Raw genomic sequence first — 16,387 nt, forward strand, 5'->3', positions numbered from 1 at the left:
TCGAATCCTCCGGCAACCACCACGGGCTGGCCTCCGCCATCCGCGGCGCGGTGCGCGGCGGGACCGTGGTGATGGTCGGGCTGCTGCCCACCGGCCTGCAGCCGCTACCCATCTCCCTGGCCATCACCCGCGAACTGGACCTCAGAGGCTCCTTCCGCTTCAACGACGAAATCGACGAGGTCATCGCGGCCCTTGCCGACGGCACCCTGCACATCGACCCCGTCATCACCCACCAATACCCGGTGGAGGACGCCCTGCACGCATTCGAGGTGGCCAAGGACTCCACCAGCTCCGGCAAAGTCCTCCTCAGCTTCGACGGGAACGGGGAGGAGCGGTGAGCGCCCCGTTGCCGCCCCTGGTGGTGATGGGCGTGTCCGGTTCGGGGAAATCCACTATGGGCTCCCTGCTGGGCCTGCGCCTGGACATGCCGTTCTTCGATGGCGACGATTTCCATCCTGCCGCCAACAAGCAGAAGATGGGCGCCGGCATACCGCTCACGGACGCAGACAGGGAGCCTTGGCTTGGCACGCTGGGGGAGTTGCTCGCAGGAAAGGCCGACGGCGTCACAACAGGCCCGCCGATCGTCGCCTGCTCAGCGTTGAAGCGCCGCTACCGGGACCTGCTGCGCAGCGCAGCGCCGGATGTTGTCTTCATCCACCTGACCGGAAGCGCAGACACCATCGGGGCGCGGATGGAAGCCCGCGCCCACGAGTTCATGCCGCGGACCCTGCTGGAAACCCAGTTCGCGGCCCTGGAGGAACTGGATGAGGACGAGGCCCACGTCCTGGCCGATATCACCCAGGCCCCGGAACTCCTGGTGGAACGGCTGGCCACGGAGCTCCAAGCCCAGTCCGCACAGGCGGTCCGCACCGCCTGATTCACCAGCGGGTTCCGCCCACGCGTGGTGGTAGGTAGACTGGTCTACCTACCACCACCGCAAGGAGCCCCATGCCTGTGCCTAGCACCCCAGCGACCAGCCGGCGTCCCGCCCGGGAACTGCTGCTCGATGCCGCCGCCCGCCTCTTCTATGCGCGCGGCGTAGCGGCCACCGGGATCGACACGATCACGGCCGAGGCGGGCGTGGCCAAGAAGAGCCTCTACAACAACTTCACATCCAAAGCGGACCTGGTGGCCGCCTACCTGGAAGCACGGCATGAGGAGTGGCTGGGCCTTTACCGCGCCCGGCTGGAAAAGGCAGGCAGCGCGGCGGAGCAGGCACTGGCGGTCTTCGACGCCTACCTGGACCACGCGAACGCCGCCTACCAACACGGATTCCGCGGATGCGGGCTGCTCAACGCGGCGGCCGAACTGCCCGCAGGGGATCCCGGCCGCGATGCGGTACGGCACCACAAGGAGGAGGTACAGGAAATCCTGGCCCGGCACGTCACGGCGCTGTTGCCCGGGAGGGAGGGGCAAGCGGCCGCCGTTGCCGCCCACTTGGCCTTCCTCCTCGAGGGTGCCATGGCCAGGGCAGGCCTGGAGGGCGGCGACGCGCCGCTGCGGCAAGCCCGGGCCATCGCCGCGCAACTGTTGGACGCCCTGTGAACTCCACTCCACGCCGCCCGGCGTTGCCGTGGGGAGCGTTGTCCGTGGTGGCGGCGTCCGTCCTCTGGGGGACCACCGGGACAGCCGCCACCTTCGCACCGGGTGTAAGCCCCCTTGCCATTGGCGCGGTGGCCATGGGGGCGGGCGGGTTGCTGCAGGCTCTGTACGCCGCACGGCACATTGCCAGCCAGCCAGCCGGCCTGTTCCGGCGGTGGAGACTGGTGTTGCTGGGGGCAGCGGCGGTGGCTGTTTATCCCTTGGCCTTCTACAGCTCAATGCACCTCTCCGGCGTGGCCGTGGGAACGGTGGTCTCCATCGGCTCGGCCCCCATTGCGGCGGCCCTCATCGAGCGGGCAGCGGACAAGAATCCACTGCGCCGGCGGTGGATTGCCGGGGCATTGCTGGGGGTGGGCGGAGCGGCGCTGCTTTCCTTTGCCGGACATGGCCCGGCCGGGTCCGCCGCCCCGGATTCCTGGACCACCACGGCGGGAGTGGTCCTGGGACTCCTGGCTGGCAGTACCTATGCCCTGTATTCCTGGGCCGCCCATCGCCTGATCGGGCTCGGTGTCACACCCAGGGCGGCCATGGGAACGGTCTTTGGCCTGGGCGGGCTCTTCCTGATGCCGGTCCTTGCCCTGACGGGCGGCCCGCTCCTGGCGTCGTGGACCACCATCGGCGTCGGGGCCTACATGGCGGTGGTGCCGATGTTCGCCGGCTATCTCCTGTTCGGCTGGGGCCTTGCCCGGGTGGGGGCGAGCACGGCCACCGGCATCTCGCTGCTCGAAACGGTGGTAGCCGCCGTATTGGCGGTATTCGTGGTGGGAGAAAGGCTTCCGGCGCTCGGCTGGCTGGGCGCCGCCGCGGTCCTGGCCAGTCTGTTCATCCTGGCGCCGCGGCCGGCAGCAATCCCGGGTCCGCGCCCAACGGCGGTGCCGTCAGGCGGTGGGCTGCCGCCGCGCGCTCCGGTTCAACCCGATGGGGCCAAGCAACAGGCAGGCGCCCAACCCCAGCAGCAGGACTCCTAGCACCACCGCGCCCGGCGCAGGCAGTCCTGCCCCCGCCAGGACCAGCACCAGGCCGATGACCGCCACCGCCAATCCCGGGAGGAGGGCTGTGGGGAAACGGCGCGCGGGATAGCCGGACAGCAGTTCCATGGCCAGATGGGGATCGTCCGCGATCAGCCCCAGTTCCAGCTCCTTGAGCAGGCGTCGCTCCTCATCGGACATTGGCATGGCAGCCCCTGTATTCCTTGGGAGGCGGTTTCGGTATCGACCGTAGGAGTCTTCTACCGCTTAGTCAAGAGTCTCCCGGGCGTCCCGCCCCGCCCGCCGGCGTCGTACGAGGCCTTGGGCGTGACTGTGCTGCCGGGCCGTGAGCCCGCTACCGGCGTCGTAATTCAGCGAACTCGATGGACGGGACAATCGCGCCGGCGTCCCGCTCCACGAAGTTGGTGCCCGGCGGAACGAGGTCGTCGATGGCGTCCAGGACCGTCTCGCCCAGCTGGACATCCGCGGCGCGGAGGTAGGCCTGGAGGTGTTCCTCGCTGCGGGGGCCGATGATTACGCTGCTGATCGCGGGGTGGGTCAGGGCAAAGCCGACGGCCAGGTCCACCAGTGGCATCTCCAGCTTGTCTGCCAGCCGGGCCAGGGAGTCAGCGGCGAGCAGCTTCCGCTCGCTTGCGGGCCCGGAAATGTCGTACCGGCCCGGCAGCGTGTGGACCCGGGTGGGCGGCTTCCCCGAGTCAAGGACGAAGCTGCCGGAGAGCCAGCCGCCCGCCAGGGGTCCGTACGCCAGGACGCCCAGGCCGTACTGCTGGGCGATGGGCAGTACGTCGCGTTCGTTGCCGCGGACCAGCATCGAATAGGGAACCTGGTTGCCCAGCGGTGGAATCAGGTGGTTGGTGGTGGCCAGCCACTGCGCCTCGACGAGCTGCGCCGGCGTGAACACCGAGGTGCCGTAGTAGAGGATCTTGCCCTGGCGGATGAGGTCGTTGAGGGTGGTGATGGTTTCCAGGACGTCGGTGTTGTAGTCCGGCCGGTGCGCCTGGTACAGGTCGATGCGGTCCGTCTGCAGCCGGCGGAGGCTGCCCTCGACGGCCTGGGTGATCCAGCGGCGGGAGTTCCCCGAGTGTGCCGGATTGGGGCTCATCTGGCCGTGGAACTTGGTGGCCAGGAAGACGTCGTCCCGCCGGCCCCGCAACGCCCTGCCCACCACCTGTTCGGACTCGCCCTGGGAATAGACGTCCGCGGTATCAATGGCCGTGATGCCTGCCTCGAGCGCCGCGTGGATGATGCGGATGGCCTCATCCGCGCCGGTGGGGGCACCCTGCGGGCCGCCCGCTCCTTCGCCAAAGTTCATGGTGCCAAGGGTGAGCGGGCTGATGGGGGTTCCCGACCGTCCGAACACCCGCAGTTCGCTAAGGCTCATCTCCGGTCTCCTCCATATGGTTGCCGCGCCGTGGATCGTCATGACGCTACACAGATTCCGCGGGCCGCCGCAGATTTCCGCCTTAGTCCTTCTCTTTTCGTCGCATGGAGTAACCGGAGCGAGCCGGGATGACGTTTTGTGGCGGTCACCGCCATCCGTGGCCCGGGTTTCGCCCCGGCTGCGCCCTGCAATAATCTGAACCAACGGTTGTGCACTGGGGTGTCAGCTCCCGGGGCAACAGGCAGCACTGTAAGTTCGGGACCATCACAGACGAGGCGGACACCCATGACGGCTTCAGACCAGCAGCACGCACCACGGCCAAGCATGCCCGCAGACCCTCCCGCCGCGCAGGCGCCGGTGGATCCGCACCTGCTCCAGCAGTTGGCGGATGCGCATGGGGTTGGCACCTCCTTCCAGGGCTGGGACGGGCTCCCACACTCCGTTGCCGAAACGACGCTGATCAAGGTGCTCGCCGCCCTGGGTGTGCAGGCCCAGACGAACCAGGAAATCGAAGCTGCCCTGGCGGACGCGGAATTGGCGCCCTGGCGGCGGATGCTGCCGCCCGCCGTCGTCATCAAGCAGGGCGAGCCCGCCCAGGTTCCGGTCCATGTCCGGGACGGCGCCACGGCGCGGCTGACAGTCACGCTCGAAGGCGGCGCGGGCTCACTGGAGGCGGCCCAGGAGGACGTCTGGGTCCAGCCCCGGGACGTCGACGGCATTCCCACCGGACGTGCCACCTTTTCCCTGCCACCGGACCTCCCATTGGGCTGGCATACCCTGCACGCCGACTCCGAGGGTGCCACGGCCACCGCCACGCTGGTGGTGACGCCGGCGCGGCTGGACACGGCGGCACCCCTGATGGAGCGGCGCGGCTGGGGCCTGGCCACGCAGCTTTATTCGGTCCGGTCCAAGCGGTCGTGGGGCATCGGCGATTTCGCGGACCTGGCGGACCTGGCGGCGATCAGTGGCGAGCGCGGCGCCGATTATGTGCTGGTCAATCCCCTGCATGCGGCGGAGCCGGTTCCGCCGGTCCAGCCCTCACCCTACTCCCCGTCTACGCGGCGGTTCTTCAACCCGCTGTACATCCGCATTGAGGCGGTTCCCGAGCTCGCCTACCTTCGGCCGCGGAAGCGGGCGGCGCTGGAAAAGCTGCACGAGGAAGTCGCAGGGCTGAACAAGGACGGGGCCCGGCTGCACCGCGACGCCGTGTACGCGGCGAAGCTGCAGGCGCTGGAAATGCTGTACCACGCCCGGCGCTCACCGGCCCGGGAGGCGGCGTTCGACGAGTTCTGCCGGATCTCCGGCGCCGGACTGGACGATTTCGCCCTCTGGTCCGCCATCCGCGAGGACCTCGCGCCGGACGACCCGCTCTGGACGGATCCGGCCTGCGCCATCGGAACACGCGAGGCGGAGGCGCTGCGGGAGAAGTTGGCGGACCGGATCGGGTTCCACCGCTGGCTGCAGTGGATCTGCGACGAACAGTTGGAGGAGGCCCAGCAGGCTGCGTTGCGCTCCGGTATGCGCCTGGGCGTGGTGCACGACCTCGCCGTGGGGGTGGACCACAGCAGTGCCGACGCGTGGACGCTGCGCGGCGTGCTGGCGCCGGCCACCAGCGTGGGCGCGCCGCCGGATATGTACAACCAGCAGGGCCAGGACTGGGGCCAGCCGCCATGGCACCCCACCCGGCTTGCCGAAACCGGCTACGAGCCGTTCCGCAACATGCTCGCCACCGTGCTCAGGCACGCCGGGGGCATTCGCGTTGACCACATCCTGGGCCTGTTCCGGTTGTGGTGGATCCCGGCCGGCAACGCGCCGGGGGACGGCGCCTACGTCCGGTACGACCATGAGGCCCTGATCGGCATCCTCGCCCTCGAAGCGCACCGCGCCGGCGCCGTGGTGATCGGGGAGGACCTGGGAACCTTTGAACCGTGGGTGCGTGACTACCTCGCTGCCCGCGGCATCCTTGGCACGTCCATCCTATGGTTTGAGTACGACGGCGATTCCCCGCTGGCGCCGGAAAAGTACCGTACGCAGGCACTCGCCAGCGTCAATACCCACGACCTCCCGCCCACCGCCGGCTACCTCGCCGGGGACCACGTGGCGTTGCGCAGCCGCCTTGGCCTGCTGGAGCGCTCCGAGGAGGAAGAGCGGGCCGAGCACAACGCATCGCTGGAAAAGATGTTTGCCCTGCTGCGCGAACGGGGGTACCTCAGCGAGGTGGCTGCCTCCGGGCAGTCGGCGGAGGAACACACCATCGAGGCGCTGCACCTCCTGCTGGCCCAGTCGCCGTCGGTGCTGCTCGGCGTGGCCCTGGTGGATGCGGTGGGGGAGCGGCGGGTCCAGAACCAGCCCGGGACCACCGAGGCGCTGTACCCCAACTGGCAGGTGCCCTTGGGCGGCCCTGACGGCAAACCCGTCTACCTCGACGACCTTCCCGCCAATAAGAGGTTTAACTCGCTGCTTGCGGCGGTGGAGGGGGCCCTGCACGGGTCCTGAACGGTCTTCAAAGACCACGTGCCCCGGCGCGGGTTCCCAGCCGGTCCACTGAGAGGCGTTGAGATGCCAGTTCCTGAATCAAGCGCTGTTGACCGCCCTCCCACCCCGGCCTTCGACCACATCGTCGCCCTCCTGCGCTCAGCCGGCTGCGTTTTCGCCGAGGAAGAGGCCCGGCTGCTGCTGTCGGAGGCGCCCGGGCCTGCGGAGCTCGCGCGGAATGTCCGGCGGCGCGTTGAGGGGGTGCCGCTGGAATACGTGCTGGGCTGGGCGGAGTTCGCGGGCCGCCGCATTGTCGTTGAGCCCGGGGTGTTTGTACCCCGTCGCCGCACGGAACTGCTGGTCAACCAGGCCGTGGCACTCCTGTCCGGCAGCCCCTTGGCGGTACCTCCGGTAGTCGTCGACCTGTGCTGCGGGTCCGGTGCCGTGGGGGCAGCCATCCTTCAGGCGTTGACCGATGTGGAGTTGCATGCGGCCGACATCGACGCCACAGCCGCACGGTGCGCGCGGCGAAACATCGGGCCGCTTGGCGGCTTTGTTCATCGGGGCGATTTGTTCCAGGCGCTCCCCACCGCGCTGCGCGGCCGTGTCGGGATGCTGGCTGTCAACGCGCCCTATGTGCCCACCGAGGCCATCAGGACCATGCCGCCCGAAGCCCGGCTGTACGAGCCCGTGATTTCGCTGGACGGCGGCGAGGACGGACTGGACTTCCACCGACGTGTTGCCGCCGGGTCCATTGAGTGGCTCGCGCCTGGCGCGTACGTGCTCATCGAAACCAGCGAACGCCAGGCGGCCGGGACTTCTGCCATCCTGGCTGCGGCCGGGTTCCGGACACGGACGGTCCGCTCGGAGGACCTGGACGCGACGGTGGTTGTGGGCCGGGCCCTGCCCGGAATCGACAAGGACTAAGTGCTGCCGCGGGACAGGAATTTTCCTTTGAAAATGACCTCGCCGCGCTTAAGACAATGCTGGCCGCCGCGTCCCCCAAGGATCGCGACGGCCAGCAAGGCGATTCAGTTGTAGCACATCACTGGTCGAGTGTGCTTGTCACACGGCTGCAGCACTAAACGAAAGGCGATGGACCAGGCGTCAGGCCTTACCTTCGCTACCGTCCGAGGTACCAAGGTTGGTGGTCTCCGGGTGGGTGCTGTGGGCGGGAATGTGGTCTTCGCCCAGCTCCGCCGTGTTGTTACTTGGGGAGGTGCCGGCAACGCCTGCGGAGGTCCGGCTCCCGCCGGACGTCCCGTCGCGGTGCATTGCCGAGCCGATCACAGTGCCTGCCCTGCGGGCGGCTTCGCCGAGCTGGTCGGCCACTTCAGGGGCCTTTTCCTTGACGGCCTCCGTGGCCACGGCGACCTTGTCCTGGACCGGCTTGCTGTCCCAAATGCCGACCGCGCGGGTCTTCAGCTTTTCGTACGCTGCGCGGCCGGACCGTGAGCCGAGAACGTAGCCGACGGCCACGCCCACACCCAAAAGAAGCTTGTTTTTCACGATGAACTCCTGCTCTGCGAGAGGGTTGTCAGTTCCGGCATGGGGGGGAACCCGTAGCCGGAGAAAATGAAAGCCGGCCTGGGGAGAGTGTCCCCAAGCCGGCTTCCTGGCTTGCCCGAGCTTTTAGCGGGCGCTGCGCCGAGTGACCATGCCGTAGATGGCAAGGACGATCAGCGAGCCGACGATCGCCAGCAGCCACGTCTGGATGGAGAAGAACTCCTGCAGTCCACTGCCGAAGATCATTCCGCCCAGCCAGCCGCCGAGGAGCGCGCCAACAACGCCCAGGATCAGTGTGACGACCCAGCCGCCACCCTGCCTGCCCGGGAGGATCGCCTTAGCGATCGCACCAGCGATAAGTCCGAGAATCAGAAATGCAATAAATCCCATTTGTAGCTCTCTTCCTAGGTAGAGGAGGCCTCCGGGTCCCGGAGGCACTTCATCCTTCTGGCTCAATAGTAATCATGCTTACTATCTATTTGCCAACCTGTTTTGGAAAAAGTGCTGTTCGGGCCGTTCCTAATGCCCGGTTTTGTCGGAATCATTGCCGGCGCCCGGACCCTCGTCCAGGGCCGAAAGTTCCGCTAGATCCTGCGGGTCCAGGGCGAAATCGAACACGTCAAGATTCTCCCGCATCCGCTCCGGGGAAGAGGTCTTGGGAATCGTTACCAATCCGTTTTGTATGTGCCACCTCAGGGCCAGCTGGCCGGGGGTTTTCCCGTGTTTTTCGGCCAGTTGCGACAGAATGGGGGCGCTCAGCAAACCTGCGCCGGATCCGCCCAATGGGCTGTACGATTCCGTGGCGATCCCGTGCCTGGCGTGGAATTCGCGCTCAGCGGTCCGGGTAATCGCCGGGCTGAGCTGGACCTGGTTGACCGCAGGCACCACGTCCGTCTCTGCCAGCAGGCGCTCCAGGTGCGCCGGCTTGAAGTTGGACACCCCGATGGACCGGACCTTTCCCTCCGCCTGCAGCCGTTCAAAGGTCTGCCAGGTGGAAACAAACTGGTCCCTGCCCGGCATGGGCCAATGGATCAGCAGCAGGTCCACGTAGTCCAGGTCCAGGCGCTTCAGTGAACCCTCCAACCCCGCTGCGGCGCGGTCGTGGCCTTGGAACTCACCGTCGAGCTTGGTGGTGACGAAGAGTTCGCTGCGGTCCAGTCCGCTCGCCCGGATGCCGTTGCCCACGCCGCGTTCATTGCCGTACTTCACCGCGGTATCGATGTGCCGGTACCCGGCTTCCACGGCTTGTACGACGGCGGCCGCCACCTGGTCGTCGTCCAGCGGCCAGGTGCCCAGGCCCATTTGGGGAATGCTGTTGCCATCATTGAGGGTGATGAGCGGTGCGAGTGTCATTCCACCAGTCTCCCCCTTTATCGGCCGGTCTTGTCCCATGCGGGGTCCTCGGCCAGTTTCCGCTTGAGGATTTTTCCACTCGGTCCAAGGGGCAGTTCGGAAAGGATCCTGACCACCCGCGGGTACTTGTAGGCCGCAAGCCGGGTACTGGCGAACTCGATCAGCTCGGATTCAGTGACGGTGGCTCCCGAGTCCAGCACGATTGCAGCCGCGATCTCCTGCCCGTGCGTCTCGTGCGGAATTCCGTAAACGGCCGCGCTGACCACGGCCGGGTGCGTCAGCAGGACTTCCTCCACTTCCCGCGGATAGACGTTGTACCCATTGCGGATGATCATGTCCTTCTTGCGGTCCACGATGGTGAGGTAGCCGTCGTCGTCCTTTGTCCCAAGGTCACCGCTGCGGAACCAGCCGTCCACCACGGCTTCCGCCGTTGCTTCCGGGCGGTTGAGGTAGCCCTTCATCAGCAGGTGTCCGCGGATCACGAGCTCGCCCAGTTCCCCGTTGGGCAGCAGTTCAATGCTTTCCACCGTCTCGGGGCGGGCGATTTCGATATCCACGCCCCAGATCGGGACCCCGATGGTTCCCGGCCGCGGCGCGGTGCCTACATGGTTGAACGCCGCCACCGGTGAGGTCTCGGTGAGGCCGTACCCCTCATGGATTTCCACGCCAAAGACGTCGCGGAACCTGTCCATCACGGCCAGCGGAAGGGAGGCTCCGCCGGAGATGCCGTACCGCAGGGCCTTCGGCCGTTCAGGCGCTGACTTGGCGGCTTCCAGGAGAGCCACGTACATGGTGGGCACGCCGAGGAAGATGTTCACGTCGTGCTTCGCCAGCAGCTGCAGGGCGTCCGCGCCGGTGAAGCGCGGCATCAGGACGATCGTGGCGCCGGCACGGAGTCCCGTGTTGAGGACAACGGTCTGGCCGAAGGTGTGGAAGAGCGGCAGCCCACCGAACAGGACGTCGCCGGGCCGGAAGTCCATCACGCTGGTGAGCAGGACGCTGGTCTGTTCCACCAGGGCGAAGTGCGTGCCCAGCGCCCCCTTCGGTTTGCCCGTGGTGCCCGAGGTGTAAAGGATGGTGGCCGTGTCCGAAGGGCGGCAGGGTTCATAGGTCCGGATGGGTTCGGCGGCGCCGGCCTCCGCCTCCAGCCGGGGGAACCCGTCGTCGTCCGGTGCCAAAACCGTCACCACGTCCACTGCGCTGGCGGCAGCGCCCGCCGCGCCCTCGGCCAGGAGCGGGGCAGCGCAGACCAGCAGCCCGGCCCCGCTGTCCTGCAGGACATATTCGATCTCGCGGGCCTTGAGCAGGGCATGGACAGGGACAACGATGGCGCCCAGCGACAGGATGGCGTAGTACACCCGCGCGAAGTCCGGAACGTTGGGAATGAGGACGGCGACGGCGTCTCCTTGACCTACGCCGCGGGCCCGCAGCGCTCCGGCGTAGGCGCGGGTCTGGCTCCACAGGTCCCGGTAGCTGACCTTGTCCTCACCCACGACCAGGGCAATGCTGTCCGGGGTCCGGTGTGCCGATTCGGCCAGGATGGCGGCGACGGAGATGGTGGCGAAACCGTCAGCGGAGTTGTTGGTGTTCATGGCCTGCTTCTTTGGTGGGAGTGGCGCGCTGGTGGGAGGGTCAGGCTTTGAGGATGAGGGCGTCGCCTTGGCCGCCGCCCCCGCAGAGGGCTACGACGCCGGTGCCGCCGCCGCGCCGTTTCAGCGCCAGCGCCTGGTGCAGCACCAGGCGGGCGCCGGAGGCGCCGACGGGGTGGCCCAGGGCAATCGCGCCGCCTTCGGCGTTCACCGTTTCGGTGTCGATGCCAAGATCGTTCGCGGACTGGATCAGGACCGAGGCGAAGGCCTCGTTGATTTCCACCAGGTCGAGGTCCTGCGTGCTGAGGCCCTCGACCCTGAGGGCGCGCTCGATGGCCCGGGCGGGCTGGGAGTGCAGGGATCCGTCCGGTCCGGCAGTCTGGCCGTGCGCGCCGATCTCGGCGATCCATTCCAGCCCGGCGGCGATGGCGGCGTCCTTGCTGGCAATCACCAGCGCCGCCGCACCGTCGGACAGGGGCGACGCCGAGCCGGCGGTGATGGTGGCTGCGGCATCCTTGGAGAACGCCGGCCGGAGCTGCGCCAGCGATTCGGCCGTGGTTTCCGGCCGGATGCCCTCGTCGTGCTCAAGGGTCACGGCGGGGCCTCTGCGCTGCGGTACCTGGATCGGCGCGATTTCCTCCGCGAGCACACCGGCAGTGCGGGCCGCTTCGGCGCGCTGGTGGGACCGGGCGGCCACGGCGTCTTGCTCGGCACGGGTGATCCCCCGCTCGACGTTTCCGGCATCCGTGGCCTCGCCCATCAGTTTGCCGCTCACCGGATCCTGGAGGCCGTCGTGGTTCAGGGAGTCGAGCATGGGGGCATCGCCGATGACGACGCCGGCGCGAAGCCCGGGGACCAGGTGCGGTGCGTTGGTCATCGATTCCTGGCCGGCGGCGACGATGAAGTCCGCTTCGCCGGCGCGGATCATCCGTGCGGCGTCAATGACTGCCGTCAGCCCGGACAGGCAGAGCTTGTTGATGGTGATGGTGGGAACGTCCCAGCCGATGCCGGCGCCGAGGCTGGCCTGCCGTGCGGGGCCCTGGCCGGCGCCGGCCTGGATAACCTGCCCCACGATGACGGCTCCGATGAGCTCCGGAGCCACACCGGTCCGTTCCAGCGCTGCCCGGATCGCGTGGGCGCCCAGCTCGCTCGACGAGAAGGGGGTGAGGCCACCGCGGAACCTGCCGAAGGGCGTCCGGGCGCCGCCGAGGATGACGGGGATGTTGGCGTTCTGGTTCAAGAACAGTCCTTTCGGGAGGATGGGGCGGCCAAAGTCGGGCGGTAAGGGTCAGGCGAAGGCGGAGACGCCTGTGATGCCACGGCCGATGATCAGTGCCTGCACGGTTTCGGTGCCTTCGTAGGTATGGATTGCTTCGATATCGGCCAGGTGCCGGGCCACCCGGTTGGCCAGCAGGATGCCATTGCCGCCCAGGAGGTCGCGGGCATTGGAGGCGATGCCGCGGGCCGTCCGGGTGCAGGTGTACTTGACCAGCGAGGCCTGCTCCGGGGTCAGCGTGCCGGCCTCGTCGAGCCGGGTCATCTGGACCACCATCAGCTGCATGGTTGCCAATTCGCTGAGCATCCGCGCGAGGCGCTCCTGGATGATCTGGGAGGCGGCCAGCGGGCGGCCGAACTGCTTGCGCTGCTTGGCGTACTGGACGGCCGTCTCGTAGCAGGCGGTGGCATGCCCGACGGCGGACCAGGCCACACCGAGGCGGGTCGCCAACAGGACGCGGGCGGTGTCCTTGAACGTGCGTGCGCCCGGCAGGACGTTGCCTTCGGGCACGAAGACGTTCTCCAACCGGATGTGGGCCTGCCAGATGGCGCGAAGGGCCAGCTTGCCCTCAATCCTGGTGGCGGCGTAGCCGGGCGAATCCTGGGGGACCAGGTAGCCGTGCACCTGGCCGCCATCGCCGCGCGCCCAGACAACGCTGACGCCACCGACGGAGCCGTTGCCGATCCACTTCTTTTCGCCATTGAGCAGGAAACCGCCGTCCGTGCGGGTTGCCGTGGTTTCCAGGGCCACGGAGTCGGATCCATGGGTGGGCTCCGTGAGGGCAAAGGCGGCGTACTCCGTACCGCGGGCGATCGCCGGCAGCCAGCGCTCCTTCTGCGCCTCGGATCCGCACTCCGCGACGGACCGCAGCGCGAGGCCGCCCTGGACCGCGATCATGGTGGCCACGGATCCGTCCCCGCGGCTGATTTCCATGTTCACCAGTCCGGCGGCCATGCTGCTCATCGGCTCGAAGCCGTCCACGGTGATGCCGTCGCGGAGCAGGTCCAGTTCGCCGAGGCGGTGGAGGAGGTGCAGCGGGTACTCGCCGCGCTCCCAGTAGCCGTCGATGACGGGGAGGACTTCCTCCTGGACGAAGCGGCGGGCGCGGTCCCAGTACTTCCGGTCTTCGGCGTTGATGGCGGCAAAGACCGAGGCGGGATCGGTGCCGAGGGCCTCGGTGAGAAGGTACTCGGGTTCCACGGTTCCGGTGGGGAAGTCCGGCGCACCGCCGGTGACGGTGGGTGCTGGGCTGGGCGACGTCGTCGTCATGTCTGCATCCTCTGGTTCAGCGGCGGCCGCGGGCCGCCCGGGTGATGTGGCTCACGCCGCTCCGACTAAGAATGCACTGAAACGCAGTTCCACGTCAAGAAACTCGGTACCAAATGCGCGCCCGGGCGTCAGGGCAAGGCCTCGCGGACCGCCTGGGCGATGGCATCCTTGTCCGCCGGGCCGGCGAGCACGGTGACGACGACGGTGGCTGCGTTTTGATCCGTGGTGTCAACAGTGGCGCCAGGACCGAGGAGGGTTGGCCGGAACGTTTCGGCCAGCGCTGCGAGTTCACTGGCGAGGGCTGCCGCCCGCGCCCTGTCCGGCTGCCCGGATTCCCCGGGCGCGGGGGACGCGCGAAGCCATTGCCGGAGGAAGGCGTTGTGCACGGCCACCACGGCTGCGGCGAAGGCAACGGCCGCGTACTCGCGGCGGCCGTCCTTGGGCAGGTTGTCATTGAGGTACCGCAGGAACGCCCGCTCATACCGGTGGGAGGTGACCAGTTCCCGGTCCCGGAGGGCCGGCACCGCCTGCAGCAGCCCGTACCGGGCCAGGGATGTGCCGCGGTTCCGCAAGTGGTGGTCGAACACCAGGAGTGCCGCGTCCGCCACGGCCGCCAAGGGCTCCAGCCGTGAGTCCGCCAGCCGGTTGTTCACCTGCTGCAGGATGCGCTCATGGTCAGCGAAGACCACATCCTCCTTGGACCCGAACCTCCGGAAGAACGTGCTGCGGCTCATGCCCGAGGCCTCCGCGAGTTCCTCTACAGACGTTGCATCGAAACCCTGCTTTGCCAGGAGTTCGATGGCGGCGGCGACAGGCCCGTCGGCAGGATGGCTCGGAGGGGGTGAGGTCATGCGCCGAAATCTAGCACAGCGGCAATGTGGCCGGCCTGCCGCGGGATGGTGCGGCAGGCCGGCCACGCCGGCAGGTACGGATCAGGTGCCTTGCCGGGCCCAGCCGGTGAGCTTGTCCGAAAGCTGCATATAGGCCTCGTTGACCTGCTGCAGCTCCGGGTGGGCGTCGTACCACTGGACAATTTCCCGGGCTCCGTCCGCGAACGGGATGGTGGCCGTGTAGTCCGGGACCAGGGACTTGATCTTGGCGTTGTCGAAGACCACCGAGTGGGACCGGTCGCCCAGCAGGTTGGAACCCAGTTCCTGGTCGTGCGCGGCGATGGTCTGGGATGCCACGTGCACCAGTTCGGGTTCACCGACGCCGGCCGCCCGGGCAAAGAGCCGGTAGATCTGATTCCACGGCAGGTACTCGTCGGAGGTGATGGTGTAGCTTTCACCCACCGCCTGGGGCCTTCCGAGCAGCCCAACAAACGCCTTGGCGAAGTCTTTGCTGTGCGTCAGCGTCCACAGTGAGGTGCCATCGCCGTGCACTATGACCGGAAGCCCGCTCCGCATCCGGTGGATGTCCGTCCAGCCGCCCACCATGGCGATTTTGGTGCGGTCGTAGGTGTGCGACGGCCGGACCACGGTCAGCGGAAAGTCATCTTCCCGGTAGGCCCGGAACAACAGCTCCTCGCACGCGATCTTGTCCCGGGAGTATTGCCAGAAGGGGTTCTTCAACGGCGTGGACTCCAGGATGGGCAGCCTGGTGGGCGGCTTCTGGTAGGCGGAGGCGGAGCTGATGAAGACGTACTGGCCCACCCGGTCCCGGAACAGTTCCATGCTGGTCTGCGCCTGGTCCGGGGTATAGGCGATGAAGTCCGCCACGGCGTCGAACTCCCTGCCGCCCAGCACCCCGCGGACGGCGGCCGCATCACGGACGTCCGCGTGCAGCACTTCAGCCCCGTCCGGAATCGGCCTGGTGGATTGGCCCCGGTTCAGGATGGTCAGCCGGTGGCCCAGCGCGACGGCGTGTTCTGCCGCCGCCGCGCTGATGACCCCGGTGCCGCCCACGAAGAGGATGTTCCTTGGCGCCACGGTGCCGGCCGCAAGGGGAGTTACCACGCGTAGTCTTCCGGTGCCGTGCGGTGGCCGGGGAAGATGTCGTCGAGCCGCTTGAGCGCGTCTGCGTCGAGGGTGACGTCCAGGGCGCGGATGGCAGCATCCAGTTGTTCCTGCGTGCGCGGGCCCACGATCGGGGCGGTCACGGCGGGCTGGTGCAGCAGCCACGCCAGTGCGACGTCGCCCGGTTCGTGCCCCAGCTCGTCGGCGAAGTCCTCGTACTGGCGGATCTGGTCTTCATGCTTCTTCAGCGTCTCGGCGGCGCGGCCTTCGGTACGCCGCACGCCCTGGCGCTCCTTCTTCAGCACGCCGCCCAGCAGGCCGCCCTGCAGCGGCGACCAGGGGATCAGGCCCAGGCCGTACTGCTGCGCCGCCGGGATGACTTCCAGCTCCACCTGCCGCGTGAACAGGTTGTAGATGGACTGTTCGCTGACCAGCCCGGTGTAATTCCGGCGCCGCGCCGCCTCCTGGGCCTGGGCGATGTGCCACCCGGCGAAGTTGCTGCTGCCGGAGTACAGGATCTTCCCCTGCTGCACCGCCACCTCGATGGCCTGCCAGATCTCGTCCCACGGTGTGTCACGGTCGATGTGGTGGAACTGGTACACATCGATGTAGTCCGTCTGCAGCCGCTTGAGGCTCGCATCCAGGGCCCTGCGGATGTTCAGTGCCGAGAGCTTGGACTCGTTGGGCCGGTCCGTCATGGTGCCGTAGAGCTTGGTGGCCAGGACGGTGCGCTCCCGGCGCTCGCCGCCCTTGGCGAACCAGCGCCCAATGATTTCCTCGGTCCAGCCGCGGTGGTCTGCCCCGCCGTACACGTTGGCGGTGTCGAAGAAGTTGATGCCGGACGCGTGGGCGGAGTCCATGATGCTGTGGGCGTCCGCTTCCTCTGTCTGCGGCCCGAAGTTCATGGTGCCAAGGCAGAGGCGGGAAACTTTCAGGCCGGAGCGGCCCAACTGGGTGTACTGCATGGAAAATCCTTTCGAGGGGTTGGGCCT

At 67.9% G+C, this 16,387-nt stretch carries 17 protein-coding genes; 6 read left to right on the forward strand and 11 right to left on the reverse strand.

Features of this window, described 5'->3' with window-relative positions:
• The 4 genes from ACFVVC_RS13820 to ACFVVC_RS13835 form a co-directional block, all read left to right on the forward strand.
• The coding region (locus ACFVVC_RS13820) for a zinc-binding dehydrogenase (RefSeq protein WP_387454138.1) at nt 1-338 on the forward strand (338 nt) is incomplete at its 5' end.
• On the forward strand, nt 335-877 hold the full coding sequence (locus tag ACFVVC_RS13825) for a gluconokinase (RefSeq protein WP_387454141.1): 543 nt from the start codon (nt 335-337) through the stop codon (nt 875-877). The genes ACFVVC_RS13820 and ACFVVC_RS13825, both read left to right, overlap by 4 nt.
• Nucleotides 878-948: 71 nt before the next feature.
• Entirely contained in the window at nt 949-1,545 is a 597-nt protein-coding gene (locus ACFVVC_RS13830) for a TetR/AcrR family transcriptional regulator (RefSeq protein ID WP_387454144.1), read from the forward strand.
• Complete coding sequence (locus tag ACFVVC_RS13835; protein WP_387454147.1) at nt 1,542-2,570, forward strand: DMT family transporter; 1,029 nt, start codon at nt 1,542-1,544, stop codon at nt 2,568-2,570. Before ACFVVC_RS13830 ends, ACFVVC_RS13835 begins: the two co-directional genes overlap by 4 nt.
• Here the strand turns inward: ACFVVC_RS13835 and ACFVVC_RS13840 are convergent.
• Nucleotides 2,481-2,777: a DUF3040 domain-containing protein gene (locus ACFVVC_RS13840; protein ID WP_387454150.1), complete on the reverse strand. Its 297-nt coding sequence runs from the start codon at nt 2,775-2,777 to the stop codon at nt 2,481-2,483. The genes ACFVVC_RS13835 and ACFVVC_RS13840 overlap by 90 nt on opposite strands.
• Nucleotides 2,778-2,925: 148 nt before the next feature.
• Nucleotides 2,926-3,972 carry an aldo/keto reductase gene (locus tag ACFVVC_RS13845; protein WP_387454153.1) on the reverse strand — a complete coding sequence of 349 codons (1,047 nt, stop codon included), beginning with the start codon at nt 3,970-3,972 and terminating at the stop codon, nt 2,926-2,928.
• Nucleotides 3,973-4,257: 285 nt separating this feature from the next.
• Between ACFVVC_RS13845 and malQ the strand changes: the two genes are divergently transcribed.
• Together malQ and ACFVVC_RS13855 are read left to right on the forward strand one after the other, a co-directional pair.
• The gene (malQ, locus tag ACFVVC_RS13850) at nt 4,258-6,468 is read left to right on the forward strand and encodes a 4-alpha-glucanotransferase (RefSeq protein WP_387454156.1); all 2,211 of its coding nucleotides are present in this window, start codon (nt 4,258-4,260) and stop codon (nt 6,466-6,468) included.
• A 63-nt stretch (nt 6,469-6,531) separates the two neighbouring features.
• Nucleotides 6,532-7,374, forward strand: a complete 843-nt coding sequence (locus ACFVVC_RS13855; RefSeq protein ID WP_387454159.1) for a putative protein N(5)-glutamine methyltransferase — start codon at nt 6,532-6,534, stop codon at nt 7,372-7,374.
• A 180-nt stretch (nt 7,375-7,554) separates the two neighbouring features.
• Here ACFVVC_RS13855 and ACFVVC_RS13860 read toward each other — a convergent pair whose 3' ends face one another.
• The 9 genes from ACFVVC_RS13860 to ACFVVC_RS13900 all read right to left on the reverse strand — a co-directional run bounded on the left by ACFVVC_RS13860 (nt 7,555) and on the right by ACFVVC_RS13900 (nt 16,360).
• Complete coding sequence (locus ACFVVC_RS13860; protein ID WP_387454162.1) at nt 7,555-7,956, reverse strand: YtxH domain-containing protein; 402 nt, start codon at nt 7,954-7,956, stop codon at nt 7,555-7,557.
• A 123-nt stretch (nt 7,957-8,079) separates the two neighbouring features.
• Nucleotides 8,080-8,343 carry a GlsB/YeaQ/YmgE family stress response membrane protein gene (locus ACFVVC_RS13865; protein WP_018763745.1) on the reverse strand — a complete coding sequence of 88 codons (264 nt, stop codon included), beginning with the start codon at nt 8,341-8,343 and terminating at the stop codon, nt 8,080-8,082.
• 129 nt (nt 8,344-8,472) lie between these two features.
• The gene (locus ACFVVC_RS13870; protein ID WP_387454165.1) at nt 8,473-9,306 is read right to left on the reverse strand and encodes an aldo/keto reductase; all 834 of its coding nucleotides are present in this window, start codon (nt 9,304-9,306) and stop codon (nt 8,473-8,475) included.
• A gap of 17 nt (nt 9,307-9,323) precedes the next feature.
• On the reverse strand, nt 9,324-10,898 hold the full coding sequence (locus ACFVVC_RS13875) for a long-chain fatty acid--CoA ligase (RefSeq protein WP_387454167.1): 1,575 nt from the start codon (nt 10,896-10,898) through the stop codon (nt 9,324-9,326).
• A gap of 40 nt (nt 10,899-10,938) precedes the next feature.
• Nucleotides 10,939-12,135, reverse strand: a complete 1,197-nt coding sequence (locus ACFVVC_RS13880) for an acetyl-CoA C-acetyltransferase (RefSeq protein WP_387454170.1) — start codon at nt 12,133-12,135, stop codon at nt 10,939-10,941.
• 48 nt (nt 12,136-12,183) lie between these two features.
• Complete coding sequence (locus ACFVVC_RS13885) at nt 12,184-13,440, reverse strand: acyl-CoA dehydrogenase family protein (RefSeq protein ID WP_387454173.1); 1,257 nt, start codon at nt 13,438-13,440, stop codon at nt 12,184-12,186.
• 128 nt (nt 13,441-13,568) lie between these two features.
• A complete protein-coding gene (locus tag ACFVVC_RS13890; protein WP_387454176.1) occupies nt 13,569-14,291 on the reverse strand; it encodes a TetR/AcrR family transcriptional regulator in 723 nt (240 codons plus the stop codon).
• Between the two features lie 81 nt (nt 14,292-14,372).
• Complete coding sequence (locus ACFVVC_RS13895) at nt 14,373-15,395, reverse strand: NAD-dependent epimerase/dehydratase family protein (RefSeq protein ID WP_387454178.1); 1,023 nt, start codon at nt 15,393-15,395, stop codon at nt 14,373-14,375.
• On the reverse strand, nt 15,389-16,360 hold the full coding sequence (locus tag ACFVVC_RS13900) for an aldo/keto reductase (protein WP_387454181.1): 972 nt from the start codon (nt 16,358-16,360) through the stop codon (nt 15,389-15,391). Before ACFVVC_RS13900 ends, ACFVVC_RS13895 begins: the two co-directional genes overlap by 7 nt.
• Between the last annotated feature and the right edge of the window lie 27 nt (nt 16,361-16,387).

It is taken from the genome of Pseudarthrobacter sp. NPDC058196 (assembly GCF_042882685.1).
Lineage (GTDB): Bacteria > Actinomycetota > Actinomycetes > Actinomycetales > Micrococcaceae > Arthrobacter.